The following is a 25,229-nucleotide window of genomic DNA, read 5'->3' as shown; positions in this document are numbered from 1 at the left end:
GGCGATGGAGGCGCTCGGAGCCCGGCTCGCAGCGGTGCTCCGTGCGGGGGACCTCGTCGTGCTGACGGGGCCCCTGGGCGCGGGCAAGACGACCCTGACCCGCGGCCTCGGCGCCGCCATGGGCGCACGGGGTCAGGTGTCGAGCCCGACCTTCGTGCTCGCCCGGACCCACCCGACGGCCCGGGGCGTCGACCTCGTGCACGTCGACGCGTACCGGCTGTCCGACCCGGTCGAACTCGACGACCTCGACCTCGACTGGGACGGCTCGGTCGTCGTCGTCGAGTGGGGGCGGGGCATGGTGGACGGCATCAGCGCGGACGTGCTCGAGGTCGAGATCGAGCGGGCGAGTGGTGCTGCGCTGCCCGGCGACGGTGCGGGCGTGATCGACACGGACGACGTCGACCCGGACGACGTCCCGGACGAACCGCGCCACGTGGTGGTCCGCGCCGTGGGCCCGCGCTGGGACGGCGTCACCGTCTGACGCTGTACTCCCCGGGTCGGCTGCGCACCATCCGTCCCCCGAGCGCACAGGTCACGATCCGGTCACGCCGCTACCGTCACCGCCATGAAGATGCTCCCGAAAGCAATCCTCGTGTCCATCCTCGGTGTGGCCGCGTCATCCGGCCTCGTCGGACAGACCGCGTTCGCGGAAGCGGCCGACTCGACGGCGCCCTCCGCGGCGAACGCGACGCGACCGCACATCGTGACGATCGGCGACTCGATCATGGCCGGCTACGGCCTCGCCAGCCCGGACCAGGCGTGGCCCGCCCTGGAGGCGGCGGACGAGCACGTCGACGTCACGAACCTCGCGTGCAGCGGTGCCGGGTTCGTCCGCGTCGGCGACTGTGGGACGGACTTCAACGGGCTCGTCGGGCAGGCCGTCGCGGCGCACCCCGACCTCGTCGTCATCCAGGCGTCCGACAACGACCAGGGTCAGAGCGCCGCTGCGATCGCCAGGGGAGCCTGGAGGACCGTGGCGCGCATCCACGGAGCACTGCCGGATGCCCGGATCGTCGGGCTGAGCACCCTCTGGAACCAGCCCGGGCCCGCGGACCCGGTGGTCGCGGAGAGCTCGGACGCCCTCCAGGCCGCGGTGACCGCCGCCGGCGGGACGTTCGTCGACGTCGGGCAGCCGCTCGCCGGACAGCCGCAACTCCTCCAGGGGGACAGCGAGCACCCGACCGTCGAGGGCCAGCGGGTCCTCGGGGACGCGATCGCGGACGACCTCGCCGCGGCCGGCATCAGCAACTGAGCAACCCGCCGGCCGGTGCCGTGCACCGGCCGGCGACGGTGCGCCCGCGCTCGTCCAGCTCGTCGGACAGCTCGATCCCGTCCCCGCGTGCGCCGGGGAGGCGCGGGTGGCCACCCTGCGTCCCCACCACGACCGTACGATGGTCCGGTGCTCCTGACCATCGACACGTCCGCCGGCACGGCCGTCGCCCTCGTCGACCCGGCCGCCCGGACCGTGCTCGCCGAGCGGAGCACCGAGGACACCCGGCGGCACGCCGAGGTCGTCGGGCCCTTCCTGGCCGACGTCCTGTCGATCGCCGGCGTCACCCCTGCGGCGGTCACGGGCGTGGTCGCGGGCATGGGTCCCGGGCCGTTCACGGGCCTCCGTGTCGGGATCGCCGCGGCGCGGACGTTCGCCGTCGCGCGATCGGTGCCGTTCCTCCCGGTCGTGAGCCACGACGCCGTCGCCGCGGCCGAGGCCGACGGCGGGCCGCTCGTCGTCCTGACCGACGCGCGCCGACGCGAGGTCTACTGGAGCGTCTACGCGGGCGGCAGCGAGGCGGTGGCGACCGGCCGGTCGGACCGGCACCGTGCCTCCCGACCGCTCCCGGTGCGGACCGCCGGGCCCGGGCTCGCGCGCCCGGACGACCTCGACGCCGTGCTCGGTGACGCCGCCGACCTGCGTCGCGTCACCGCGGTGACGATCCCGGCCGGGCGCCTCGGACTGCTCGCCGCCGAACGTCTGGCGGTCGGCGCACCGTTCGCCGACGACGAGCCGCTGTACCTCCGGGACCCGGACGTGACCATGCCGGGTGCGCCGAAGCGGGTGCGCTCGTGAGCTGGCGGATCCGGCCCGCCCGGCCCGACGACCTCGACGCGGTCATGCGGCTCGAGCGGACCTCCTTCCCGACCGACGCGTGGTCGACCGCGCAGATGAGGGAGGAGTTCCGCTCGCCCTACGGCCACTACGTCGTGGCCGAGACGACCGACGAGGCACCGGAGCCGGTCCTGGTCGGGTACGCCGGGTTCTCGTCGTTGCCCGGAGGACACGACGGTGACGTCCAGACGATCGCCGTGGCCGCCGACCACCGCGGGCAGGGCCTCGGGCGAGCGCTGTTCCGCGAGCTGCTCGACGAGGCCGCCCGCCGCGACGTGCGCGAGGTGTTCCTCGAGGTCCGTGCTGACAATCCCGTCGCGCAGGCCATGTACCGCTCGTTCGGCTTCGAGGCCATCGGCACGCGGCCGCGGTACTACCAACCCGACGACGTCGACGCGCTGGTCATGCGGGGCTCGGTCCGGGACCGAACGACGGGAGGCACGGCATGAGCACGACGACGGACGGCCCGCTGGTCCTCGGGATCGAGACGAGCTGCGACGAGACCGGCGTCGGCATCGTGCGGGGCCGCACCCTGCTCGCGAACGTCATCGCGTCGAGCATGGAGGAACACGCCCGCTACGGCGGGGTCGTGCCCGAGGTCGCGGCGCGTGCCCACCTCGAGGCCATGACCCCGACGCTCGAGCAGGCACTCGACACCGCGGGCGTGCGGCTCGACGAGCTCGACGCCGTCGCCGTGACCGCTGGACCCGGGTTGGCCGGTGCCCTCATGGTGGGGGTCGGCGCGGCGAAGGCGCTCGCGGTCGCGACCGGCAAGCCGCTCTACGGCGTGAACCACCTGGTCGGCCACGTCGGGGCGGACGTCCTGCGTGCCGACGGCACCGAGATCGAACTGCCGACCGTCGCACTGCTGGTGTCGGGCGGCCACACGTCGCTCCTGCTCGTGCGGGACCTCGTCGACGACGTCGAGCTCCTCGGCGAGACGATCGACGACGCTGCCGGTGAGGCGTTCGACAAGGTCGCACGGCTGCTCGGGCTGCCGTACCCGGGCGGGCCCGAGATCGACCGAGCCGCCGCCGATGGCGACCCCTCCGCGATCCGGTTCCCCCGCGGCCTCACCCTGCCGAAGGACATGGCGGCCCACCGGTACGACTTCTCGTTCTCCGGCCTCAAGACCGCGGTCGCCCGCTGGGTCGAGCGCTGCCGCGACGACGGGCGCGACGTCCCCGTCGCCGACGTCGCCGCGAGCTTCCGCGAGGCCGTCGTCGACGTGCTCCTGACGAAGGCGCTCGCCGCGTGCCGGGACACCGGCGTCGACCGGCTCCTGCTCGGCGGGGGTGTCGTCGCGAACCGGCGGCTCCGGGCCGTGGCCGAGGAACGGTGCGCGGCCGCCGGCGTCACGCTCCGGATCCCGCCGCTCGACCTCTGCACCGACAACGGCGCGATGATCGCCGCGATCGGGGCGCAGCTCGTGGCGTCCGGGCACGCCCCGAGCGACCTGGGGATCGCGGCGGACTCGACGTTGCCCGTGACGACCGTGCAGGTCTGACGACGGTGCGGGTTTGACGAGGGTGCAGGTCCTGACGAGGGTGCAGGTCCGACGACGGTGCGGGCCTGACGACCGCGGCGGCGCGGCACCGCGCGTCCGCTGGCCGTGCCTCCCCCGCTCCGGGGGTGCTGGCGGCCGGTCGTGCGCACGCGCCCTGTGGGAGGATCGGCGGGACGCCCGCACCGTGGGCGACGAGGAGGGGAGAACACGTGTCCGACCAGAACGACCAGCCGCAGTACGGACAGACGCCGTCCGGCCAGGCGCCGTCCGGACAGACACCGTCGGGACACCACGGGTACGGACAGCCGCAGTTCGGACAGCCGCAGCACGGGCAGCAGTCGCCGTACGGACAGCAGGGTCAGCACGGTCAGCAGCCGTACGGGCAGGCGCAGTACGGCCAGCAGCCCTACGGACAGCAGCCGTACGGCCAGCCGCAGTACGGCCAGCCCAATCCCTACGGGCAGCCCGGGTCGGGGTACCCGCAGGCGTCGTCGAGCTGGAACCTGTTCTCGATCCTCGCCATCGTGTTCGGCTTCGTGGTGGCGCCCCTCGGGGTGGTGTTCGGGCACATCAGCCTGCACCAGATCAAGCGCACGGGGGAGCAGGGGCGTCCGCTCGCGCTCACGGGGCTCATCGCGGGCTACGTGATCACGGCGCTGTGGGTCGCCTACATCGTGTTCATCGTCATCTTCTTCGCGTTCGTCGCGTCGCACAACGGCGACTACTCGAACTACCCGAACACCTGATCCCGGGCCGCCCGGGCCGCCCGGGCCGCCCCGCCCGCCCGCCGACGGCGGTCCTCACCGAGATCGCACAACACGCCGCTCACCTTCGAAGGTGAGCGGCGTGTTGTGCGATCTCGGCGGATGGGGCAAGCAGGACCGGCGTCATGGGCGATCGCACAGGACGGCTGCGTGCCGTCCCTCCAGGCGGGTGAGGACGAGCGTCGCCTGCCCGGACCCGCCCTGCAGGCGCAACCGCCGACGGAACTGCGCGGGGTCCACATCGACGCCGCGCTTCTTGATCTCCACCCGGCCGACGCCGTCCGCTGCCAGCCGCGCGCCGATGCGCTTCGGGTCGAGCGGCAGGACGTCGCGGACGCGGAACACCTGGGCGAACGGGGTGTCGACGGGTGCGTCCGTGCTCAGGTAGGCGATGCCCGACGAGAGCATCCGGCCGCCGAGTCGCCGCCCGAGATCTCCGATGAGCCGAGCTCGGATGACCGCGCCGTCCGGCTCGACGAGGTACTCGCCCAGCGGGCCGACCTCGACGTCCTCGGCGTCGGCCGGACCCGTGAGCTCGGCGACCCCGTGCGCGCCGATGACGGTGGCCGCGCGGCGGACGCCCGGCCGCGCGAGGGGACCGAACCACAGCGCGAGTTCGACGACCTCGCGGTCGACGCTCGTCCACTGCGCCTCGGCCGTGTCGGGGACGAGGTCGCGGTCGACGCCCGGCCCGAGCTTGACCCCCGTGGGCAGCTGCGTCGCCGCGGCGAACACCGTGTCGAGGGACGGGGACCAGTCGTCCGGGTCGTCGAGCCGTCGTGTGTCGCTGTGTCCCGCGGTGCGCCGTGCCGGGTCGAGCCACACGCCGTCGACCCGGCCGACGTCGAAGCGGGCCGCGTCCCCGAGCTCGACCCGGGCCGCGGGCCACGGTGCCAGGTTGTGCGTGGCGATCGCGGCGGTGACCTCGTCGCGGTCGACGGCGACGACCTCGAGGTCGAGCGCCGCGAGCGCGAGCGCATCACCACCGATGCCACACCCGAGGTCGGCGACGCGTGTGATCCCGGCGGCGGCGAACCGGCCGGCGTGCTGTGCGGCGACGCGGAGGCGCGTCGCCTGCTCGAGACCGGCCTCGGTGAACAGCATCCGGCCCGCGAAGTCGCCGAACTTCGCCCGGGCCCGCTGACGGAGTCGCGCCTGCGTCAGGACCGTCGCCACGAGCCGTGGATCGTGGCCCTCCGCGCGGAGGCGCGACACGGCACGCACGACGTCGTCGCCCTCGGCGAGGCCCGGGACACGGTCGAGGAGCGCCATGCCCTCGGGTGTGAGCAGCTGTGCGAGGTCCGCGGCGTCCATGCCCCGATCCTCCCAGTTCCCGCACGACGGTTCGGCAAGCCCCCACTTCCGTGACCGTCGGCGGACGGGCGTCTGAACAGTCGGTGACGACGGTGAACGCAGGGGAAACCCGGCCTCGGAGCGGGCTTACGGTGTTCCGCGGATCCCCCCGGACGGGGGTCCGATCAGGGCGTCCCGTGCTGCTCCACGGGGCCGGGAGCGGAAGGGGCTCGGGTGTCGAATCGGTTCGCGTACGGAGTCGTCGGGCTCGTCGTCGCACTCGTCGTGACGGCCGGCATCGTCGTGCCGCACCTCCTGCCGACGCGCGCCGTCCCCGGACACTACGACGTCGCCGCGGGCACCGACGTCTGCGGGACGGGATGGACCGACCCCGCGGACGGCACGCAGACGCTCCGCATCACGAACACCTCGGTCGCGGGCGTCGAGGTGCAGCTCGAGGACCCCCGGTCCGGGGCCGTGTACCTCGACGCCGAGGGGCTCGGTGCCGGCGCGTCCCAGACCTACCGCGTGCGCCTCGGCTCGGGCGCCTACCGGTTCCGCTGCCTGCCGGCGGACGCCGACGCGGTGGTGGGTCCGGTCGTCCACCTCCACGGCACGGCGCACGTGACCGGCGCGACGCCCGGGGTCGTGCCCGTCACCCGCAACGACCTCATCCCCGCCGCGAAGGCGTACGGCGACTGGATCGAGGGTCGACTGCCCGTGCTCGAGGCCGACGTCCGGCGGGTCGCCGCCGACGTGCACGGCGGCGACCGCGCGGCCGCCGAGCGGGACTGGCTGACCGGGCACACGGAGTACGAGCAGCTCGGCGCCGCCTACGGGGCGTTCGGCGACGCCGACACGGCCATCGACGGCACCCCCGCATCGGGGCGGACCGCGCTCGACGACCCGGACCTCACCGGGTTCCACCGCCTGGAGGCCCTGCTCTGGTCCGGCGCACCGGTGTCCGCGAGCGCTCCGGTCGCCGACGCGCTCGTCGCGGCCGTCCAGCACCTCGAGGCCACGTTCCCGACCGCCCGCATCGACCCGCTCGACATCGGGCTCCGCGCACACGAGATCCTCGAGAACGCGCTGCAGTTCGAGGCCACGGGCGCGACCGACGCCGGCAGCCACACGAACCTGGCCACCATCGCCGCGAACGTCGCCGGCACGGAGCGGGCCCTCGACCCGATCAGGGGGATCCTCCGCACCCGGTACCCGCACCTCGCCGCGACCGATGCAGCACTCGCCGCGCTCACGGCGCGCGTCGACGAGGGCCGCCACGCCGACGGCACGTGGACGCCGCTCGCCGACCTCACGACCACGCAGCGGGAGGACCTCGACGCGTCCATCGACCGCGCACTCGAACTGCTCGCGCCCGTCGCGGCGATCTGCGACATCCGGAGGACCTCGTGACCGACCAGCCCCAGTGCCCGCACGCCGCGGCACGCCGTCCCTCCCGCCGTGGGTTCCTGGCGGGAGCGGCCGGAGCCGGCGCCGGGGCGGCGGCGACCATGACCGCGGCGCTGGCACCGGGCCTCCCGGCCGTGGCCGACACGACCGCGGCGAGCGCCGGGAACCCGGCGAGCGACACCGCGACCGACGGTGGTGCCGCCGCGTCGTACGCGTTCCACGGCGCCCACCAGGCGGGCATCACCACACCGGCCCAGCGGTCGGCGGCCTTCGTGGCGCTCGACGTGACCGCGGCTTCCCGGTCCGAGCTGCGCGACCTGCTGCGCACGATCACGGAGCGCTCGCGGTTCCTCACCCGCGGCGGACAGCCGACCGACGTCGGGATCACGGCACCGCCGTCGGACTCGGGCGTGCTCGGACCGGACGTGCCCGCCGACGGTCTGACGATCACCACGAGTGTCGGGGCGTCGCTGTTCGACGACCGGTACGGCATCGCGGACCGGAAGCCCGCGCGCCTGCGGACCATGGAGGACTTCCCGAACGACGCGCTCGACCGGGCGATCTGCGACGGCGACCTGCTCCTGCAGGTGTGCGCGAACAACACCGACACGGTCGTGCACGCGCTCCGGGACGTCACGCGGGCGACGCGCGGTGCGATGCAGGTGCGGTGGCGACAGGACGGCTTCGTGTCCCCGCCGCGGCCGAGTGGCACGCCGCGGAACCTGCTGGGGTTCAAGGACGGCACCGCCAACCCGTCGACGAGCGACCGGACGGCCATGGACGACCTCGTGTGGACCCGGGCGGGCCGGATCGAGGACGGCGTCGTCGAGCCGGACTGGGTGACCGGCGGCAGCTACCACGTCGTGCGGACGATCCGGATGCTCGTCGAGTTCTGGGACCGCGTGTCCCTGCACGAGCAGGAGACGATGATCGGCCGCCACCGCGACTCCGGCGCCCCGCTCACCCGAACGCACGAGTTCGACGACCCGGACTACGCGGACGACCCGACGGGCGACGTCATCCAGCTCGACGCGCACATCCGGCTGGCGAACCCCCGCACGGCCGCGGCGAAGCGCCAGCAGATGCTCCGTCGCCCCTACAACTACGACGCCGGCACCGACGCGAACGGGAACCTCGACATGGGGTTGCTGTTCGCGTGCTTCCAGGCGGACCTCGAACGGCAGTTCGTCACGGTCCAGAAGCGCCTCGCCGACGAACCGCTCGTCGACTACATCTCGCCCGTCGGCGGCGGCTACTTCTTCGCCCTCCCGGGAGTCCGCCACGCGGACGACTGGCTCGGGCGACCACTGCTCAATTGACGCACTGTTCCACACACCACCAGACAGGGGACACCAGTGATCCGACCATCCGCGCTCATGCGGTCGACGAAGGGGCGATTCGCACTCGCCGCCGGAGCGACCGCCGTGGCCGCCGTGACCGTGGGGGCCATCGCCATCGCGCCGCTCACGGCATCGGCCACGAACCAACCGGCCTCGTCGTCGCGCACGAGCACGCCCATCAAGCACCTCGTGGTGTTGTTCGACGAGAATGTCTCGTTCGACCACTACTTCGGGACCTACCCGAACGCGACGAACACCGACGGCACGACCTTCGCCGCCGCCAAGGGCACGCCGAGGGTGAACGACCTCGTCACCTCGGGCACGCTGACGAAGAACCCGAACCTCTACGCGCCGAGCCGGCTCACCCCGTCCCAGGCGCTCACCTGCGACCAGAACCACGGGTACGCGGCGGAGCAGAAGGCGGAGGACGGCGGGAAGATGGACGCCTTCGTACAGAACACCTCGACCGACACGTGCACGGGCGAGTACGGCAGCCCGGGCCTGGCCATGGACTACTACGACGGCAACACCGTCACGGGTCTGTGGAACTACGCCCAGAACTACGCCATGAGCGACAACGCCTGGGACACGACCTTCGGGCCGTCCACCCCCGGTGCGCTGAACCTCGTGAGCGGCCAGACGCACGGCGGCGTGGCGGTCGACTCCGTGACCGGCGCCGTGGTCAAGGGCTCCACCGCGGTCGCCTCGGCGAACGCGGGCGGTGTGGGCACCGTGATCGGTGACCCCGACCCCGCCTACGACGACTGCTCCGACAGCGACCACACGTCGACGTCGAACCTCGTCGCCATGCAGGGCAAGAACATCGGTGACCTGCTCAACGCCAAGGGCATCACGTGGGGCTGGTTCCAGGGCGGCTTCACGCCGACCACGAAGTACGCGGGCTCCGGCACGTACGCCAAGTGCGACGCCACCACCGCGAACGTCGGCGGGACCGCGGCGAAGGACTACTCGCCGCACCACAACCCGTTCGCGTACTACAAGTCGACGTCGAACCCCCACCACCTGCCCCCGACGAGCGACGCGATGATCGGCCACAGCGACCAGGCGAACCACGAGTACGACCTGTCGGCGTTCACCACCGCGCTCGCGCAGGACAACGTCCCCGCCGTGTCGTTCCTCAAGGCCCCCGAGGCGCAGGACGGCCACCCGGGCTACTCCGACCCGATCGACGAGCAGCAGTTCCTGACGCGCGAGATCAACGCCATCGAGCAGTCGAAGGCGTGGTCCTCGACCGCCATCGTCATCAACTACGACGACTCGGACGGCTGGTACGACCACCAGGTCCCGACGATCCTCAACGGGTCGAAGGACACGGCGACCGACAGCACCATCTGCACGAACGCCCGTGCCGCGGTCGCCGGCGGGTACCAGGACCGCTGCGGCCCCTCGCAGCGCCTGCCGTACCTCGTCATCTCGCCCTTCGCCAAGCAGAACGCGGTCGACCACACCCGGATCGAGCAGACGTCAACCACGGCGTTCATCGAGGACAACTGGGGCCTCGGCCACATCGGGGACGCCTCGTTCGACCGTCGCGGTGGATCGCTCGCCGGCATGTTCGACTTCGCGCACCCGCAGCAGCGCGAGGTCCTGCTGGACACCACCACCGGCGCCGTCGCGAAGGTCGTGTCGACCGTCCCGACGCACACGCCGGCCCCGCCGCACGGGCCGGGGAAGCCGGGGAAGCCGGGGAAGCCGGGCTGGGGCGGTGGGCACCACCACCACCACTGACGCCGCCGCGCGTCGGCGGGGGGACGTGACCGCCTGACGGCCGGGAGGCACGGTGCAAGCCCGCACCGTGCCTCCCGTTCGTCGTCGGTCCGGGGCCGCGGCCGCTCGCGGTCCCGCGCGGAGGAGCACGATGGAGGACATGAGCAACGTCGCCGTCATCGGAGCCACCGGTCACATCGGGAGCTTCCTCGTGCCCCGCCTCGTCCGGAGCGGACACCACGTGGTCGCCATCAGTCGCGGGCACCGCGCCCCCTACGTGGCGGACGCCGCGTGGGACGACGTGGAGCGGATCGTGCTCGACCGCGAGGGCGACCCCGAAGGGTTCCCGCGTGCGGTTGCGGACCTCGGGGCCGACGTCGTCGTCGACCTGACGAGCTTCACCGAGGACGACGCCCGGGGCCTCGTCGAGGCGCTCCGTGGGCGCGCCGGGCACCTCGTGCACTGCGGCACGATCTGGGTGCACGGTCCGTCGCTCGTCGTCCCCACCTCGGAGGACGACCCGCGGGGGCCGATCGGCGAGTACGGCACGCGGAAGGCGGCGATCGAGGACCTGCTGCTCGCCGAGTCCGCCCGCGCCGACGGGCTCCCCGCCACCGTGCTCCGCGCCGGCCACATCACCGGCCCCGGGTGGCCCGTCATCACGCCGCTCGGGAACCTCGACGCGACCGTCTGGGAACGCCTCGCCGCGGGGGAGCCGCTCACCGTGCCGGACCTCGGGCTCGAGACGCTGCACCACGTGCACGCCGACGACGTCGCCCAGGCGTTCGCGCTCGCCATCGAGCGGCCGGACGTGGCCGCCGGCCGCGTCTACAACGTCGTGTCGCCGCGCGCGATGAGCGTCCGCGGGCTCGCCGAGGGCGTCGCGAGCTGGTTCGGGCGCACCGCGGACCTCCGTCCGGCCTCGTGGGACGCGTTCCGCGCGTCCACCACGCCGGAGCACGCCGACACGACGTTCGAGCACGTCCGCCGGAGCCACGCGATGAGCATCGACCGGGCCGCGACGGAGCTCGGGTACGCGCCGGGCTGGACCTCCCTGGAGGCCCTCGCCGACGCCCTCGTGTGGCTCGCGGACCACGGCCAGGTCGACCTCGGTGGCTCCGTGCCCGAGGTCTTTCGGACGCTCGCCGCCGGCCGGCGGTAGGCTCTTGGCACTCGGATTGACCGAGTGCCAGACCACCCCCTACAGTTGGGGTTGGCACTGCCCCCGGGGGAGTGCCAGCCCCAGTTTTTCTTCAGTACCGAGAAAGAAGAGGTCAGCCGTGGCTGTCAGCATCAAGCCGCTCGAAGATCGCATCGTCATCCGTCAGGTCGAGGCGGAGCAGACCACTGCGTCCGGTCTCGTCATCCCGGACACGGCGAAGGAGAAGCCCCAGGAGGGCGAGGTCGTGGCCGTCGGCCCGGGTCGCATCGACGACAACGGCAACCGCGTGCCGCTCGACGTCGCGGTCGGCGACAAGGTCATCTACTCGAAGTACGGCGGAACCGAGGTCAAGTACTCGGGCGAGGACCTCCTGGTCCTGTCCGCGCGCGACGTGCTCGCCGTCGTCGTCCGCTAGGACAGCACCAGCAGCAGGACCAGCTCCAGCAGGCCCCGTCGGTTCCGACCGGCGGGGCCTGCTGCTGTCCCGGCCCGGCACCCGGCGTCCGCACGTCAGCCTGGCGCGCGTCCCGTCGGACGACAGCGGTTGCGTCGCTCGGGAACGCGCCAGCGGGGCGACCACGGTGTCGTCGGTGCCTAGGATCGGACGCGTGCCAGCACGACCCGCGTCCGCCGAAGCCCGATCGGAAGCGGCCGTCGGCGTCGTCCAGGCCCTGGCCGCGTACGGGCTCTGGGGCCTCATGCCGCTGCTGTTCGTGGCCATGGCACCGGCGGGAGCCACCGAGATCGTCGCGTGGCGGATCCTCTTCGCACTGGTGTTCTGCGCCGTCCTGACGGCGGTGCTCCGCGCGTGGGGTCGCCTGGTCGCACTGCTCCGACAACCGCGGGTCATGGGCGTGATGGCGCTCGCCGCGTTCCTCATCGTCGTCAACTGGACCGTGTACGTCGTCGCCACGACCACCGGTCACACCGTCGAGGCGGCCCTGGGGTACTTCATCAACCCGCTCGTGACGATCTTCCTCGGCGTCGTGCTGCTGGGGGAACGCCTCCGCGCCGCACAGTGGGCGGCGGTGGGCATCAGCGTCGTGGCGGTGGTGATCGTGGCCGTCGGGTACGGCCGGATGCCGTGGATCTCGCTCGCCCTCGCGTTCTCGTTCGGGCTCTACGGGCTCGTCAAGAAGCGCGTGAGCGGGGTCGTCGACGCGGTCAGCGGCCTCACCATCGAAACCATGTGGCTGACCCCCGTCGCGGTGATCGGCCTCGTCGTCGTCGCCACCGCGTCCCGTGGGGGGATCACCCTCACGGCGAACGGCTGGGTGCACGCGCTCATCACCATCGCGGCTGGGCCGGCGACCGCGGTGCCGCTGCTGCTGTTCGCGTCGTCCGCACGCCGGCTCAGCCTGTCGACGCTCGGCCTGACGCAGTACCTGACCCCGGTCCTCCAGCTCGTGGTCGGCGTCTGGCTGCAGCACGAGCCGATGTCGCCGGAGCGGTGGGTCGGGTTCGCGCTGGTCTGGGTGGCGCTCGTCGTCCTGTCGACCGACGGTCTGCTCGCCGGGCGCCGAGCCCGGCGCCCCGTCGGCGACCCTGTCCGCGTCGACCCGGTGATCTGAGCGCGCCGACAGGCTGACGCTCCGACGGGCCTCCGGGCCGAGCGCGAGCAGCGCCGGCACTGTGCACCCGCTGGGTCCGCATCGCCGTTCCCGTTCGTTCCCACAGGTTCGGTCACGGTTCAGCAACGAAACACCACCCTGACGAGACCGCCACATGGCCGAAACAATCGAACCCTACGTTTGCTCGCATCCCAGCGGACGCACAGCTGCTCGACGATCGAAGCGGTCGCGGCCGCTCAGAGAAAGGGCATCACGGATGATCAGAACCAGCAGCGCCGCCAAGGCGTTCGCGATCGCGGGAGCAGCCGCCATCCTGCTCGCCGCGTGTTCGACGGAGAGCGCCGGCAGTGGTGGCGCATCCGGTGCGGCGTCGACGTCGTCGTCGTCGGGCAAGGACCCGGCGGCCAGCTGCAAGGCGCCGTCGAAGCCCAGCCAGGACGCGTTGGAGTACGGCACGCTGCTGCCCCTGACCGGCAGCCTCGCCTACCTCGGGCCGCCTGCCATCGCCGGTGCAGGACTCGCGATCGATGACATCAACGCCGCTGGCGGTGTCATCGGCAAGGACGTGAAGATCTCGACCGCCACCGACTCGGGTGACAGCACCGACATGACGGTGTCGTCGTCCGCGGCCCAGAAGCTCATCGCGGCCAAGGTCCCCGTGGTCCTCGGCGCCGAGTCGTCGTCCGTGACCCTGAACGTGGTCGACCAGATCACGAGCAACTGCACGATCGAGATCTCGCCGGCGAACACGGCGACCGACCTGTCCGGCTACTCGTCGTACTACTACCGGACCGCGCCGCCGGACACGGTGCAGGGCTCCGCGCTCGGACAGCTCGTCGTCGGCGACGGCAACGCCAAGATCGCGTTCCTCGTCTTCAACGACGCCTACGGCACCGGCCTGCGGAACACCGTGCAGAAGGCCGTCGAGGCCGCGGGCGGCAGCGTGGTCTACGGCGGGAAGGGCAAGGGGCAGGAGTTCCCGCCCGGACAGACGACGTTCTCGTCCGAGGTGACCGCCGCGTTGGCCGCCAAGCCGGACGCGATCGTCATCCTCTCGTTCGACGAGACGAAGTCGATCGTGCCCGAGCTCGTCTCGCAGGGCTGGGACATGTCGAAGACGTACATGTCCGATGGCAACACCGCGGACTACTCGAAGGACTTCGACCCGAAGACGCTCCTCAACGGTCAGGGCACGATCCCCGGTTCGGACCCGAAGGCCGCGTTCAAGACGAAGTTGACGACGTGGTACAAGACGAACGAGGGCAAGGACCTCCACGACTTCGCCTACGCCGCCGAGTCGTACGACGCCATGGTGCTCACCGCGCTCGCGGCAGAGGAGGGCAAGGGCACCGACGCCGGTACCATCCAGGCGCACTTGGCCTCGGTCTCCGGTGCCAAGGGCGGGACGAAGTGCTCGACCTTCGCCGACTGCAAGAAGCTCGTCGACGCCGGCACGAAGATCCAGTACACCGGACCGTCCGGCGTCGGGCCGTTCAACGCCGACAACGACCCATCGAGCGCCTACATCGGCATCTACAAGTACGACCAGGACAACAAGCCGGTCTACCAGAGCGCCATCCAGGGCTCGACCAAGTAGGTCACGTCCGTCTGATCGCAGAGCGGTCCCGGGGCACCGGGGCCGCCCTGCGTCGTCGCTGGATGCACGGTCCGGCGGCTGGGGGTACCGTCCGCGGCATGAGTGACTTCCAGCCCACCACCGCCATCGTCACCGGAGCCGAGTCGGGGATCGGGAGGGCCACCGCGGTGGCGCTCGCCGAGGCCGGGATGGACGTCGGCATCACGTACCTCGAGGACCTCCGCGGCGCGGAGGACACCGCCGCCGAGGTCCGCGCCCACGGACGCCGCGCGGTCGTCATGCAGATCGACGTGACGGACCTGCAGCGCTGCGGGCAGGTCATCGACCGACTCGCGGAGGAACTCGGCGGCGTGGACGTGTTCGTCAACGATGCCGGCACCGGCGACAACGCACCGTTCCTCGAGATGACCCTCGACCAGTGGCGGCACACCGTCGCGACGGACCTCGACGGCGCCTTCGTGTGCATCCAGCACGCGGCCCGACGCATGGTCGAGGCCGGTCGTGGCGGTCGCATCATCGGCATCACGAGCGTGCACGAGCACCAGCCACGCGTCGGGTCCGCCGCGTACGACGCCGCGAAGCACGGCCTCGGAGGCCTGCTCAAGACGGTGGCGCTCGAGCTCGGGCGCCACGGGATCACCGTGAACGCCGTGGCGCCCGGCGAGATCGCGACGCAGATGACGGGCAACGAGGACACCGACCCGCACCCCATCGACCGGCCGGGGGTGCCGCTCGGACGCCCCGGGGATGCGCGCGAGATCGCCGCGGTCGTCGCGTTCCTGGCGTCGCCGCTCGCGTCGTACGTGACCGGTGCCTCGTACGCGGTGGACGGGGGCATGCTCCAGATGGGGCCGCAGGCCGGGTCGCACCTGCAGTCGGACGACTGGCGTCAGGCCTGAGTCGCCTCCGCACTGGGCGGCGGAGCCGGCCTGCTGTCGGCGCGCGCCGCCCGTGCGACCTCACGCTGCGGTCTTCGACGGGATCGATCACGGCGGTTCCTCCGACTCGCCGCGGATCGATCGCCGAAGGAGGGCGATGGGGAGGAGCGGCGTCAGCGCGGCCGGCGGATCCGGATCGGACCGTGGATGTGGTCGGGATCGATCACGGACCCGCGCTGGGTGATCTCGACCTCCCCGCGCGCGACCATGCGGCGCGCGGCCTGCCGCGTCGGCTCCATCAGGCTGCGCCAGTCATCGCCGCCGAGTGCCCGTGCCGCCTCCGACGGGCAGGTGCTCGACGTGGCGGCGCGTGTGTCGAGCAGACGGGCGATCGTCGCCTCGAGGGCGTGATCGGTGTCGGTCAGGACGCCGTCCCCGGCGGTCCGCTGGTCGTCACCCACGACTGCACGCCTCAGTGGTTGTCGTCCGACGAGTCCGCACCCTGCTGCACCCCGCCGGCGACGCCCTGACGGTGTCCGTCGGGGTCGTCCTGCGGCCAGCCGTTGAACTGCCAGCCGGCGACCGCCGGGTGGTCCTCACCGCGCTCGTAGGCGAACCGACGTGCCGCGTCCCGGGCCTCCTGGCAGGCCTGCACGAGACCCGCGTACCGGTCGGCGTCCACGTGGGACAGGGCGTCGGCGGCGAGCGCGAAGCGGTCCATGTCGTTGAGCATGACCATGTCGAACGGCGAGGTGGTGGTGCCGCGCTCCATGTAGCCGTGCACGTGCATGTCGTCGTGGCCGTGCCGGTTGTACGTCATCTGGTGGACGAGTGCGGGGTAGCCGTGGAACGCGAAGACCACGGGCGTGCCGGGCAGGAACAGGGCGTCGTAGTCGTCGTCGCTGATCGGGTGCTCGTGGTTCCGCGGGTCCCCGAGCGCGAGGAGGTCCACGACGTTCACCATGCGGATCGCGACCTCGGGCGCGTTCGCTCGGATGAGGTCGATCGCGGCGATGGTCTCGAGTGTCGGGACGTCACCGGCGGAGGCCATGACGAGGTTCGGCGTGGCGCCCTCCGCGACGGTGCCCGCCCAGTGCCAGACCCCGACGCCGGCCGCGACGTGCGCGACGGCCTCGTCGATCGGGAGCCAGTCGGGCTCGAGGTTCTTGCCCGCGACGATCACCTCGACGCGCTCGGTGGTCTCGAACGCGTGTCGGGCGACGGCGAGCAGCGAGTTCGCGTCCGGCGGGAACTTGACGCGGACGAGGTCCTGCTGCTTCGAGGCGACGACGTCGAGGAACCCGGGGTCCTGGTGTGAGAACCCGTTGTGGTCCTGCCGCCACACGTGCGAGGACAGCAGGATCGTCAGGTTCGAGACCGGGACACGCCAGTCGATGTCCGCGGAGGACTCGAGCCACTTGAGGTACTGGCCGACCATCGAGTCGATGATGTGCGCGAAGGCCTCGTACGTGTTGAACATGCCGTGCCGGCCGGTGAGCACGTACCCCTCGAGCAGCCCCTCGAGCGTGTGCTCGGACAGGACCTCGGTCACCCGGCCCTCGAGGGCGAGGTGCGCGTCGTCCGGTTCGAGCTCGGCGCGCCAGACGCGGTCCGTCGTCTCGAACACCGCGTCGAGCTTGTTCGAGATCGTCTCGTCCGGGCCGAACAGCCGGAAGTTCGACGGGTTGCGGCGGATGAGGTCCCGGAGCCACGGACCGAGCGTCCCGGTGGCGGACGTGTTCGTCGTGCGGTCGTCGGGGACGTCCACCGCGTAGGGCTCGAGGTCCGGCAGGTCGAGCGCCACCCGGAGCCGGCCGCCGTTCGCGTGGGGGGTCGCGCTCATGCGCTTGTCGCCCTCGGGGCGGATCGTGCCGAGGATCCCGATCGGCTGGCCCTGCTCGTCGAACAGTTCCTCGGGGCGGTAGGAGCGCATCCACTCCTCGAGCTGCCGGCGGTGGTCGTCGGAGTCGCGGACGCCCGGCAGTGGGACCTGGTGCGCACGGAAGGTGCCCTCGACCCGCTGGCCGTCGACCTCCTTCGGCCCCGTCCAGCCCTTCGGCGTCCGGAGGACGATGAGGGGCCACCGCGGGCGCTCGGTGCCCGAGCCACCGCGTGCGGCGGCCTGGAGGTCCTCGATCTGCCCGAAGGCACGTCGCAGAGCGGCGTCGAACAGGGCGTGCACCGCGAACGGGTCGTCGTCGACCCGTGCCGAGTCGACGATGATCGGCGCGTACCCGAGCCCGCGGAAGAAGGCGACGAGGTCCTCTTCCGGGATCCGAGCGAGCACGGTCGGATTGGCGATCTTGTAGCCGTTGAGGTTGAGGATCGGCAGGACCGCGCCGTCCTTGACCGGGTCGAGGAAGGTGTGTGCCTGCCAGGACGCCGCGAGCGGACCCGTCTCGGCCTCACCGTCGCCGATCACGCAGGCGACCACGAGGTCGGGGTTGTCCAGGGCCGCGCCGTAGGCGTGCGACAGCGAGTAGCCGAGCTCGCCACCCTCGTTGATCGAGCCGGGCGTCTCCGGGGCCGCGTGGGACGGGATGCCGCCCGGGAACGAGAACTGCTTGAAGAACTGCCGGAGACCGTCGACGTCGGGTGTGATGCCGGGGTAGAGCTCGCTCCACGTGCCGTCGAGCCACGCGTTCGCGTCCATCGCCGGACCGCCGTGCCCGGGCCCGCACACGTACAGCACGTCGTGTCCGCGCTCGCTGATGAGCGCGTTGAGGTGTGCGTACACGAGGCTCAGCGCGGGCGAGGTGCCCCAGTGTCCGAGCAGCCGGGGCTTGATGTCCTCGCGGCGGAGCGGGCGGGTGAGCAGCGGGTCGTCGAGCAGGTAGATCTGCCCGACGGTGAGGTAGTTCGCGGCGCGCCACCACGCGTCGATCGCGAGGAGCCGGTCAGAGGTCGAGGCGCTGTGCGACATGGCCCCCACCGTAGGCGCGCTCGAGCGTCACCGTCCACAGGACCGGACGCACGTGCACAGGTCGCCCCCGTCCACAGGACCGGAGACGCCGGTGCGCGCGGTCCCGGGTCGGGACTACCGTCGACCCCGGCGCCGCACCGACGCGGCCCGGGAGGAACGACACATGGAACACCGCTACCTCGGCGACTCGGGACTCAAGGTCTCGGAGATCACCTACGGCAACTGGCTCACCCACGCATCGCAGGTCGAGAACGACGCGGCCATCGCCTGCGTGCGGGCGGCACTCGACGTGGGCATCTCGACCTTCGACACCGCGGACGTGTACGCGAACACGGGTGCCGAGACCGTCCTCGGCGAGGCCCTGAAGGGCGAGCGGCGGCAGTCCCTCGAGATCGCCACGAAGGTCTTCGGGCCGACCGGGCCCAAGGGACACAACGACACCGGTCTGTCGCGCAAGCACATCCTCGAGTCGATCGACGGTTCGCTGCAGCGGCTCCAGACCGACTACGTCGACCTGTACCAGGCGCACCGCTTCGACCACGAGACCCCGCTCGAGGAGACCATGCAGGCCTTCGCGGACATCGTCCGGCAGGGCAAGGTCCTGTACATCGGCGTCTCCGAGTGGACGTCCGAGCAGATCGAGAAGGGCCACGCGCTCGCGAAGCAGCTCGGGGTCCAGCTCATCTCGAACCAGCCGCAGTACTCGATGCTCTGGCGCGTGATCGAGGGCGAGGTCGTCCCCACGTCGGAGCAGCTCGGCATCTCGCAGATCGTCTGGTCGCCCATCGCCCAGGGTGTCCTGACGGGCAAGTACCAGCCGGGCCAGCCGCTCCCCGAGGGATCGCGGGCGACGGACGAGAAGGGCGGCGCGCAGATGATCTCGCGCTGGATGCGCGACGACGTGCTCGAGCGGGTACAGCAGTTGCAGCCGATCGCGCAGGAGCTGAGCCTGTCCATGGCGCAGCTCGCCGTGGCGTGGACCCTGCAGAACGACAACGTCGCGTCCGCCATCATCGGGGCGTCCCGTCCCGAGCAGGTGCACGACAACGCCGGCGCGGCCGGTGTCCGGATCCCGGCAGAAGCCCTCGCCCGCATCGACGAGGTCCTCGGCGACGTCGTCGAGCGCGACCCGGCGAAGACGAACGACAGCTCGCCGAAGACGCGCGAGGCCTAGGAGCGGTCAGCGGCGGCGCCACCACCGACGCCGCCGCTGCCGTTCCTCCGCATCGGCGGCGGCCTGCTCGGCCGCTGCGGCGCGCTCGACCGCGTGTCGGGCCTCCCGGCGGTCGCGCCACCGCTCGATCTCGACGTCGACGTCCCGGACCGGCGTGACGACCGGCGGGCCGCCCATGAGCTGCCGCCGTGCCTCGACGACCCGCGCGTCGAAGTCCTCGACGATCTCGCGGACGCGTCGCTCGCTCGACTCCTCGTCGAGCCGGGCGTCGAGTTCCGCGTCCTCCTTCCGGAGGGCGAGCGCCGGCGGTCCGAGGCCGGTCAGCTCCTCGCGTTCGACGTAGCGCCGGATCCACCAGTCGGGGTCGTGCCGGCCGTCGTTGTCCGGCAGGGGCTTGCCGCGCAGCGGGTTGTGCTCGAACACCCCACGTTCGTCACCCTCCTCGATGAGCGCGTTGGCGTGCGCGACCATGTCCCGGGCACCCCGGAGCCGTCGCTCGGCACGGACCTCGTCGGGGTCGAGCGATCGCGATGCGGGCGTGCCCGATGCCTCCGTCTCGCGCGCCTGCTCCTCGGCGTACTGCGCGAACCGGTACCGGGCCGCTTTCCGCAGCCGGTCCATCCGGGCGTCGGGGTCGTTCGTCATCCTTCGCGGGCCATCTCCTCGATCGTGATCGCCGCGTTGATGAGGGCGAGGTGGGACAGGCCCTGCGGCAGGTTCCCCATGAACTCCCCCGTGTCGGCGCTGATCATCTCGGCGAACAGGCCGACGTCGTTCCCCTGGGCGACCATGTCGTCCATGAGCGCCCTGGCTTCGCCGTCACGTCCCACGCAGGCCAGCGCCGACGCGAGCCAGAACGAGCAGGCCACGAACGGCGACTCCTCGTCCTCGAGCCCGGAGTAGCGGTAGACGAGCGGCCCGACCGACAGCTGCTCCCGGATGGCGTCGATCGTCGCGGACATCCGCGGTCCCCGGTCGAACGACGACGAGGCGTGCAGCAGGATCGACGCGTCGAGGGCATCGGTGTCGGGGTGCATGACGTAGTGGCCGAGTTCCTCGTTCCAGCCGTGCTCAGCCACCCACTGCTCGATGAGCTCGCGGTTCTCCACCCACTTGTCGCGCGGGCCGCCGATCTGCCCCTTGTCGTGCAGTTCGATCGCCGCGTCGAGTGCCTGCCAGCAGCCGATCTTGCTCGTCGTGTAGTGGTGGGCCTCCTGGAGCTCCCACATCCCGGAGTCCTCCTCGACCCACTTGTGGCAGGCCTCGTCCGCGAGCCGTTCGAGCACGTGCGCCGTCTGCCGGTCGAGGACGTTCCCCTGCGCGACGTACTGCCGCATGATGTCGAACACGTCACCCCAGACGCCGAGCTGGAGCTGGTCCGCTGCACGGTTGCCCTCGGTCACCGGACCGATGCCGCGCCAGCCGGGCACGTCACGTTCCACGACGCCGTCCGACCGCGCGCCGGAGAGCCGGTAGAAGATCGGCATGCCGTCGCCGTTGTCCGCGATGGTCCGCATGAGCCACGAGACGGCGGCGTGCGTCTCCTCGCGGAGCCCGAACCGCGTCAGCGCGCGGACGGAGTAGGCGAGGTCGCGCACCCAGGCGAACCGGTAGTCCCAGTTCTTGTCGCCGTGCTCGTCCTCGGGCAGCGACGTGGTGGCCGCGGCTGCGATCGACCCCGTCGGCGCGAAGATGAGCAGCTTGAGCGCGAGGGCACTGCGGTGCACGGCGTCCGCCCAGGGGCCGTCGTACGCGAACTCCTTCGACCAGGTCTCCCAGTTGCGGATGGTGCGGTCGACACCGCGCATCGTCTCGTGCGGGTCCGGGATGAACAGCGGCTCGTCGAGCGTCCCGATGACCGACAGGATCGACCTCGAGCCCTCGGACGTCCGGAACCGTCCGGAGAACCGCGGGCCGTCCTCGTGCACGGGCTCGAACCCGAGCTCGACGATGGCGATGCTCACGCCGTCCACCGCCACGATCGAGCCGTTCACCGTGTCGAGTCGTTCCGGTCGGGCCTGCCCGAGGAGCGTGCCCGGCTGGACCGCCCACTCGAACTCGACCGCCCCGCGGACGCCCTGCACGCAGCGCCCGAGTTGTGCCCAGGGCAGTCGTCCGGCCACGCCGGTGGCCATGGCGTCCGTGACCGTGGCCTCGCCGTCGGCGGTGGTCCACGTCGTGCAGAGCACGTTCGTGCCGGGCAGATAGCGGCGCTCCATGTGCGCCGGGCCGGTCGGCTTCAACGCGATGTGCCCGCCGTGCTCGGCATCGAGGATGCTCGCGAAGGGAGCGGGGGAGTCCATGGACGGCACCGGCAACCAGTCGATGCGGCCGTCGCGGCCGACGAGCGCCACGGTGCGGCCGTCGCCGATGGCCGCGTAGGAGCGGAGGGGGGCGTAGCCGTCGGTGCGTTCGGCGTTGTCGGAGGAGTCCGGGGTGTCCGGAGTGCGCTCGGGCATCCTCCTACTCTGCTCCCCTCGACTGCGAGCAGTCCGGCTGCCGTTCCCACCTCCGGTCCACGTGCGCACACCGACCGGTGCGACCCGCGCCGGGCCTCCCGGGCGTGTCGCGATTGTGCAGCTCGGGCGTGTCGCACTATGGTCGGTGCTCCGTGCCCGCCCTGGGCACCCGACTGGAGGACCGCCGTGCGCGTCGAACAGCAGCCCCGGAAGCGGAACGAGCAGCAGCTCGTGCCGCTCATGTGGCGTGCGCTCGAGCAGCGGCCCACCAGCAGCTATCCCGTGTAGGCACGGTCGTCCTCCGACGCCCGTGCCGACCAGGCCCAGGGCGTCTTGCGCACCCGTCTCCCGTCGACCACATCGGTCACCGACCACCGTGTCGGTCGGGAGGGACGGTGCCGGTCCGCCCCGGACCGTCACCATCCCGATCCGACGGAAGGCGGAACGATGCAGAAGATCAACGACCGATTGCTCTCGTGGGCGAGTCTCCTCGAGGAGACGACCGAGCAGCAGGCACGGACCACGGCCGCGATGCCCTTCGTGTTCCCGCACGTGGCGCTCATGCCCGACGCGCACCTGGGGCTCGGCGCGACCGTGGGCTCCGTCATCCCGACGCTCCGCGCGGTCATGCCCGCCGCCGTCGGCGTGGACATCGGCTGCGGCATGATCGCCGTCCGGACCCAGTTCGACCGCGCCGACCTGCCGACCGACCTGCGCCCGCTCCGCGAGCAGATCGAGCGGGCGGTCCCGCTGTCGGCCGGGGCCGCGAACCGGAAGGTCGTCGCGACGGCCGCGCCCCGCATCGCGGAGCTCGAGGCGCTCGCCGACGCCGCGGGGTTCGACCCGGCGCGAGCCCTCGGCGGATGGCGCGAGCAGCTCGGCACACTCGGGAGCGGTAACCACTTCATCGAGGTGAGCGTCGACGAGACCGACCGCGTCTGGCTGTTCCTGCACTCGGGCAGCCGGGGTGTCGGGAACAAGATCGCCCAGCGGCACATCGCGGTCGCGAAGCGGCTCATGGAGCGCTGGTGGATCCAGCTGCCCGATGCCGACCTCGCGTACCTGGTCGAGGGGACGCCGGAGTTCGACCGGTACATCGCCGAGCTCCGGTGGGCGCAGCACTACGCCCTGCTCAACCGCGAGGAGATGATGGACCGCGTCGTCCGCCAGCTCAGCGAGGTCATGGGGGTGGTGGTGGACGAGCAGGAGCGCATCAACTGCCACCACAACTTCACGCAGCAGGAGCGGCACTGGGGCAAGGACGTGTGGGTGTCGCGGAAGGGTGCGATCTCGGCGCGCGAGGGGCAGCTCGGACTCGTGCCGGGGTCCATGGGCACGGCCTCGTACGTGGTCGAGGGGCGCGGCAACGCGCAGTCGCTCGCGTCGTCACCGCACGGAGCCGGCAGGTCCTACTCGCGGTCCGCGGCTCGGCGCACCTTCACGCACGAGCAGCTCCGCGCGGCGATGGCGGGGATCGAGTTCCGGGACACGGATGCGTTCCTCGACGAGATCCCGGCGGCCTACAAGCCGATCGACCAGGTGATGGCGGACGCCGCCGACCTCGTGACGATCCGTCACACGCTGCGACAGCTCGTCAACGTCAAGGGCGACTGACGCCCCGGGCGCCGCGCCGGGTCACCCCGGCGTGGCGCTCGTCCAGCGTCGGCGGAGCACCCGCTCGACCGGCCCGGAGGCGAACAGCAGCAGGAGCGCGAAGAAGTTGACGGCGGGCACGAGGCTCCCCACCACGGCGGCCAGGAGCAACAGGCCGGCGCTCACGGCCGAACCGAGGAGCTGCTGGCGGGCGGCGGTGCGCTCGCGGTCGGTCAGGTCATCGCGGCGGAGGAACGCCCGCGCGATCCCGGCGAGCGCCGCGGTGGCGAGCACGAGCGTGCCGACGTAGAGCTCCACGGTGAGGGGGCTCGGCCGGTACGCGGTGATGATCGCAGTCGGCAGGGGCAGCGCGACGATCGCGAACGTCCACACGAGGTTCCACCGCACGACCGCCCGGCTCAGGCGTGTGACGGTGCGGAACAGTTCATGGTGGGACCACCAGAACCGCGCGATGACCGCGAAGCTGAGCACGAACCCGCCGAACTGCGGCACGTGCTCGCGGAGCAGCGCGCCGACGTCGCCGTCCCGGTGCGCGGCCTCGGGCACGATGTCGACGAGCGGCAGCACGAGCAGCGTGATCGCGATCGCCGCGACCGCGTCGGTGAACACCACGAGTCGCTCGGTCTCCGACTCGCGCTGCGCATCCACGGGATGAGTATGGAGCACGCGTCACGTCCGGGGTGCGTCCTCAGCGCGGCCCGGGTAGACCGGGGTGCATGTCCACCGCCACGACCGGTCCCGTCCGCGTGTTCACCGATGCGAAGGCAGCGCTCGTCGAGAGCATCGTCTGGGACCCGGACGGCCAGCGCCTGCACTGGACCGACATCCCGCTCGGCACCCTGCACACCGCGACCGCGGACGGCGTCGTGGTGTCCTCGGTCCCGCTGCCGCCGCCGCTCGCGTCGTTCCAGCCCCGTGCCTCCGGGGGGTTCGTCGCGGCGCTCGGGGACCGCGTGGTCCTGACCGACGCCGACGGTGCGATCGACCGTGAGCTCGCGACCGTCGAGCACGCCAAACCGGACATGCGGTTCAACGAGGGCAAATGCGATCCCTTCGGCCGGTTCCTCGTGGGGAGCATGGACCTCCAGGGCGACGGCGACGCGGCCCTCTACGCGATCGACCCGGACGGCACCGTACGCGTGCTCCGAGGCGGGTTCGGCACGACGAACGGGATGGAGTGGTCGCCGGACGGCAGCGTCATGTACGTCACGGACACCGCGGTCTCCACGATCTTCCGCGGCTCCTACGGCCCGGACGGCGAACTCGGCGACCTGGAGCCCTTCGTCAGTGGTGCCGCGCACGACGGCCTGGTGCGCGACGACGAGGGCTCTTTCTGGGGCGCGATCTACGGCGAGGGGCGCGTGGAGCGCTACTCGCCCGACGGCGAACGCCTGGAGGTCGTCGACCTGCCCGCCCCGAACGTCACCTCGGTCGCGTTCGGGGGCGTGGACATGAGCACGCTGTTCATCGGCACCGCGCGCGAGAACCTCACGGAGGAGCAGCTCGAGCAGGCGCCGCTCTCCGGCGCCGTCCTCGCGGTGCCGACGCGGGTGCACGGGATCCCGGCCCACCGCTTCGCGGGCTGACCGCGCAGGGTGACGGGAGGGACGGGACGGCCGCATCCCGCGCCTCCCGGCCCGTCGCGCCACCCGTTCGGGGGTGCGGCCGTTATCGTCGGTCATCCGCCCGAGCGAGCACCCGG

Annotated in this window: 23 protein-coding genes; 17 read left to right on the top strand and 6 right to left on the bottom strand. The window is 72.0% G+C overall.

Translation table 11 applies throughout. From position 1 onward, the window contains the following. Positions 1 to 4 precede the first annotated feature (4 nt). From tsaE to DEI82_RS11845, 6 genes are all read left to right on the top strand, one after another. The gene (gene tsaE, locus DEI82_RS11870) at positions 5 to 481 is read left to right on the top strand and encodes a tRNA (adenosine(37)-N6)-threonylcarbamoyltransferase complex ATPase subunit type 1 TsaE (protein WP_111036970.1); all 477 of its coding nucleotides are present in this window, start codon (positions 5 to 7) and stop codon (positions 479 to 481) included. Between the two features lie 84 nt (positions 482 to 565). Next, entirely contained in the window at positions 566 to 1,252 is a 687-nt protein-coding gene (locus tag DEI82_RS11865) for an SGNH/GDSL hydrolase family protein (protein ID WP_111027350.1), read from the top strand. A 147-nt stretch (positions 1,253 to 1,399) separates the two neighbouring features. Beyond that, a complete protein-coding gene (gene tsaB / locus DEI82_RS11860) occupies positions 1,400 to 2,068 on the top strand; it encodes a tRNA (adenosine(37)-N6)-threonylcarbamoyltransferase complex dimerization subunit type 1 TsaB (RefSeq protein WP_111012149.1) in 669 nt (222 codons plus the stop codon). Beyond that, complete coding sequence (gene rimI, locus DEI82_RS11855) at positions 2,065 to 2,556, top strand: ribosomal protein S18-alanine N-acetyltransferase (RefSeq protein WP_258369899.1); 492 nt, start codon at positions 2,065 to 2,067, stop codon at positions 2,554 to 2,556. The genes tsaB and rimI overlap by 4 nt, the downstream gene beginning before the upstream one ends. Beyond that, positions 2,553 to 3,614: a tRNA (adenosine(37)-N6)-threonylcarbamoyltransferase complex transferase subunit TsaD gene (tsaD, locus tag DEI82_RS11850; RefSeq protein ID WP_111036907.1), complete on the top strand. Its 1,062-nt coding sequence runs from the start codon at positions 2,553 to 2,555 to the stop codon at positions 3,612 to 3,614. Before rimI ends, tsaD begins: the two co-directional genes overlap by 4 nt. A 209-nt stretch (positions 3,615 to 3,823) precedes the next feature. Next, the gene (locus tag DEI82_RS11845) at positions 3,824 to 4,360 is read left to right on the top strand and encodes a DUF4190 domain-containing protein (RefSeq protein WP_111012151.1); all 537 of its coding nucleotides are present in this window, start codon (positions 3,824 to 3,826) and stop codon (positions 4,358 to 4,360) included. Between the two features lie 141 nt (positions 4,361 to 4,501). On the opposite strand, the gene DEI82_RS11840 is transcribed toward DEI82_RS11845, so the two are convergent. Further along, a complete protein-coding gene (locus tag DEI82_RS11840; protein ID WP_111036905.1) occupies positions 4,502 to 5,692 on the bottom strand; it encodes a class I SAM-dependent methyltransferase in 1,191 nt (396 codons plus the stop codon). Positions 5,693 to 5,905: 213 nt separating this feature from the next. On the opposite strand from DEI82_RS11840, the gene DEI82_RS11835 reads away from it, so the two are divergent. From DEI82_RS11835 to DEI82_RS11800, 8 genes are all read left to right on the top strand, one after another. Next, positions 5,906 to 7,084: an EfeM/EfeO family lipoprotein gene (locus DEI82_RS11835; RefSeq protein WP_111036903.1), complete on the top strand. Its 1,179-nt coding sequence runs from the start codon at positions 5,906 to 5,908 to the stop codon at positions 7,082 to 7,084. Next, positions 7,081 to 8,400 (top strand): iron uptake transporter deferrochelatase/peroxidase subunit, encoded by a 1,320-nt coding sequence (gene efeB / locus DEI82_RS11830; protein ID WP_111036901.1) that lies wholly within the window; start codon positions 7,081 to 7,083, stop codon positions 8,398 to 8,400. Before DEI82_RS11835 ends, efeB begins: the two co-directional genes overlap by 4 nt. A 36-nt stretch (positions 8,401 to 8,436) precedes the next feature. Next, a complete protein-coding gene (locus DEI82_RS11825) occupies positions 8,437 to 10,170 on the top strand; it encodes an alkaline phosphatase family protein (protein ID WP_258372049.1) in 1,734 nt (577 codons plus the stop codon). 139 nt (positions 10,171 to 10,309) lie between these two features. Beyond that, on the top strand, positions 10,310 to 11,311 hold the full coding sequence (locus tag DEI82_RS11820) for an NAD(P)-dependent oxidoreductase (RefSeq protein ID WP_111036968.1): 1,002 nt from the start codon (positions 10,310 to 10,312) through the stop codon (positions 11,309 to 11,311). 118 nt (positions 11,312 to 11,429) lie between these two features. Continuing rightward, a complete protein-coding gene (groES, locus tag DEI82_RS11815; protein WP_111009800.1) occupies positions 11,430 to 11,726 on the top strand; it encodes a co-chaperone GroES in 297 nt (98 codons plus the stop codon). A 193-nt stretch (positions 11,727 to 11,919) separates the two neighbouring features. Continuing rightward, the gene (rarD, locus tag DEI82_RS11810) at positions 11,920 to 12,882 is read left to right on the top strand and encodes an EamA family transporter RarD (RefSeq protein WP_258372048.1); all 963 of its coding nucleotides are present in this window, start codon (positions 11,920 to 11,922) and stop codon (positions 12,880 to 12,882) included. A 256-nt stretch (positions 12,883 to 13,138) separates the two neighbouring features. Continuing rightward, positions 13,139 to 14,479 (top strand): ABC transporter substrate-binding protein, encoded by a 1,341-nt coding sequence (locus tag DEI82_RS11805; RefSeq protein ID WP_111036897.1) that lies wholly within the window; start codon positions 13,139 to 13,141, stop codon positions 14,477 to 14,479. A 98-nt stretch (positions 14,480 to 14,577) separates the two neighbouring features. Beyond that, positions 14,578 to 15,378, top strand: coding sequence for an SDR family oxidoreductase (locus tag DEI82_RS11800; protein ID WP_111012157.1), 801 nt, complete (start codon positions 14,578 to 14,580; stop codon positions 15,376 to 15,378). 152 nt (positions 15,379 to 15,530) lie between these two features. Here the strand turns inward: DEI82_RS11800 and DEI82_RS11795 are convergent, their stop codons facing one another. After that, positions 15,531 to 15,818 (bottom strand): DUF3253 domain-containing protein, encoded by a 288-nt coding sequence (locus DEI82_RS11795; protein ID WP_220037271.1) that lies wholly within the window; start codon positions 15,816 to 15,818, stop codon positions 15,531 to 15,533. Between the two features lie 11 nt (positions 15,819 to 15,829). Next, complete coding sequence (locus DEI82_RS11790; protein ID WP_111036895.1) at positions 15,830 to 18,280, bottom strand: phosphoketolase; 2,451 nt, start codon at positions 18,278 to 18,280, stop codon at positions 15,830 to 15,832. A gap of 163 nt (positions 18,281 to 18,443) precedes the next feature. Between DEI82_RS11790 and DEI82_RS11785 the strand changes: the two genes are divergently transcribed. Beyond that, positions 18,444 to 19,454, top strand: coding sequence for an aldo/keto reductase family protein (locus DEI82_RS11785; protein ID WP_111009796.1), 1,011 nt, complete (start codon positions 18,444 to 18,446; stop codon positions 19,452 to 19,454). Between the two features lie 6 nt (positions 19,455 to 19,460). Here DEI82_RS11785 and DEI82_RS11780 read toward each other — a convergent pair whose 3' ends face one another. Next, positions 19,461 to 20,099 (bottom strand): DUF1992 domain-containing protein, encoded by a 639-nt coding sequence (locus DEI82_RS11780; protein ID WP_111009795.1) that lies wholly within the window; start codon positions 20,097 to 20,099, stop codon positions 19,461 to 19,463. Continuing rightward, the gene (locus DEI82_RS11775) at positions 20,096 to 21,913 is read right to left on the bottom strand and encodes a glycoside hydrolase family 15 protein (protein WP_111036893.1); all 1,818 of its coding nucleotides are present in this window, start codon (positions 21,911 to 21,913) and stop codon (positions 20,096 to 20,098) included. Before DEI82_RS11775 ends, DEI82_RS11780 begins: the two co-directional genes overlap by 4 nt. Before the next feature lie 447 nt (positions 21,914 to 22,360). Here DEI82_RS11775 and DEI82_RS11770 point away from each other — a divergent pair, with 447 nt between their 5' ends. Continuing rightward, on the top strand, positions 22,361 to 23,527 hold the full coding sequence (locus DEI82_RS11770) for an RtcB family protein (RefSeq protein ID WP_111009793.1): 1,167 nt from the start codon (positions 22,361 to 22,363) through the stop codon (positions 23,525 to 23,527). Between the two features lie 21 nt (positions 23,528 to 23,548). Here the strand turns inward: DEI82_RS11770 and DEI82_RS11765 are convergent, their stop codons facing one another. Next, a complete protein-coding gene (locus tag DEI82_RS11765; RefSeq protein ID WP_181434591.1) occupies positions 23,549 to 24,175 on the bottom strand; it encodes a TMEM175 family protein in 627 nt (208 codons plus the stop codon). A gap of 68 nt (positions 24,176 to 24,243) precedes the next feature. Here DEI82_RS11765 and DEI82_RS11760 point away from each other — a divergent pair, with 68 nt between their 5' ends. Next, positions 24,244 to 25,113: an SMP-30/gluconolactonase/LRE family protein gene (locus DEI82_RS11760; RefSeq protein ID WP_111036891.1), complete on the top strand. Its 870-nt coding sequence runs from the start codon at positions 24,244 to 24,246 to the stop codon at positions 25,111 to 25,113. Positions 25,114 to 25,229: the final 116 nt, after the last annotated feature.

This window comes from Curtobacterium sp. MCBD17_019 (genome assembly GCF_003234555.1).
Taxonomy (GTDB): Bacteria; Actinomycetota; Actinomycetes; order Actinomycetales; family Microbacteriaceae; genus Curtobacterium.
The sequence above is the reverse complement of the archived record's forward strand: the minus strand, read 5'-3'. Positions and strand labels throughout refer to the sequence as shown.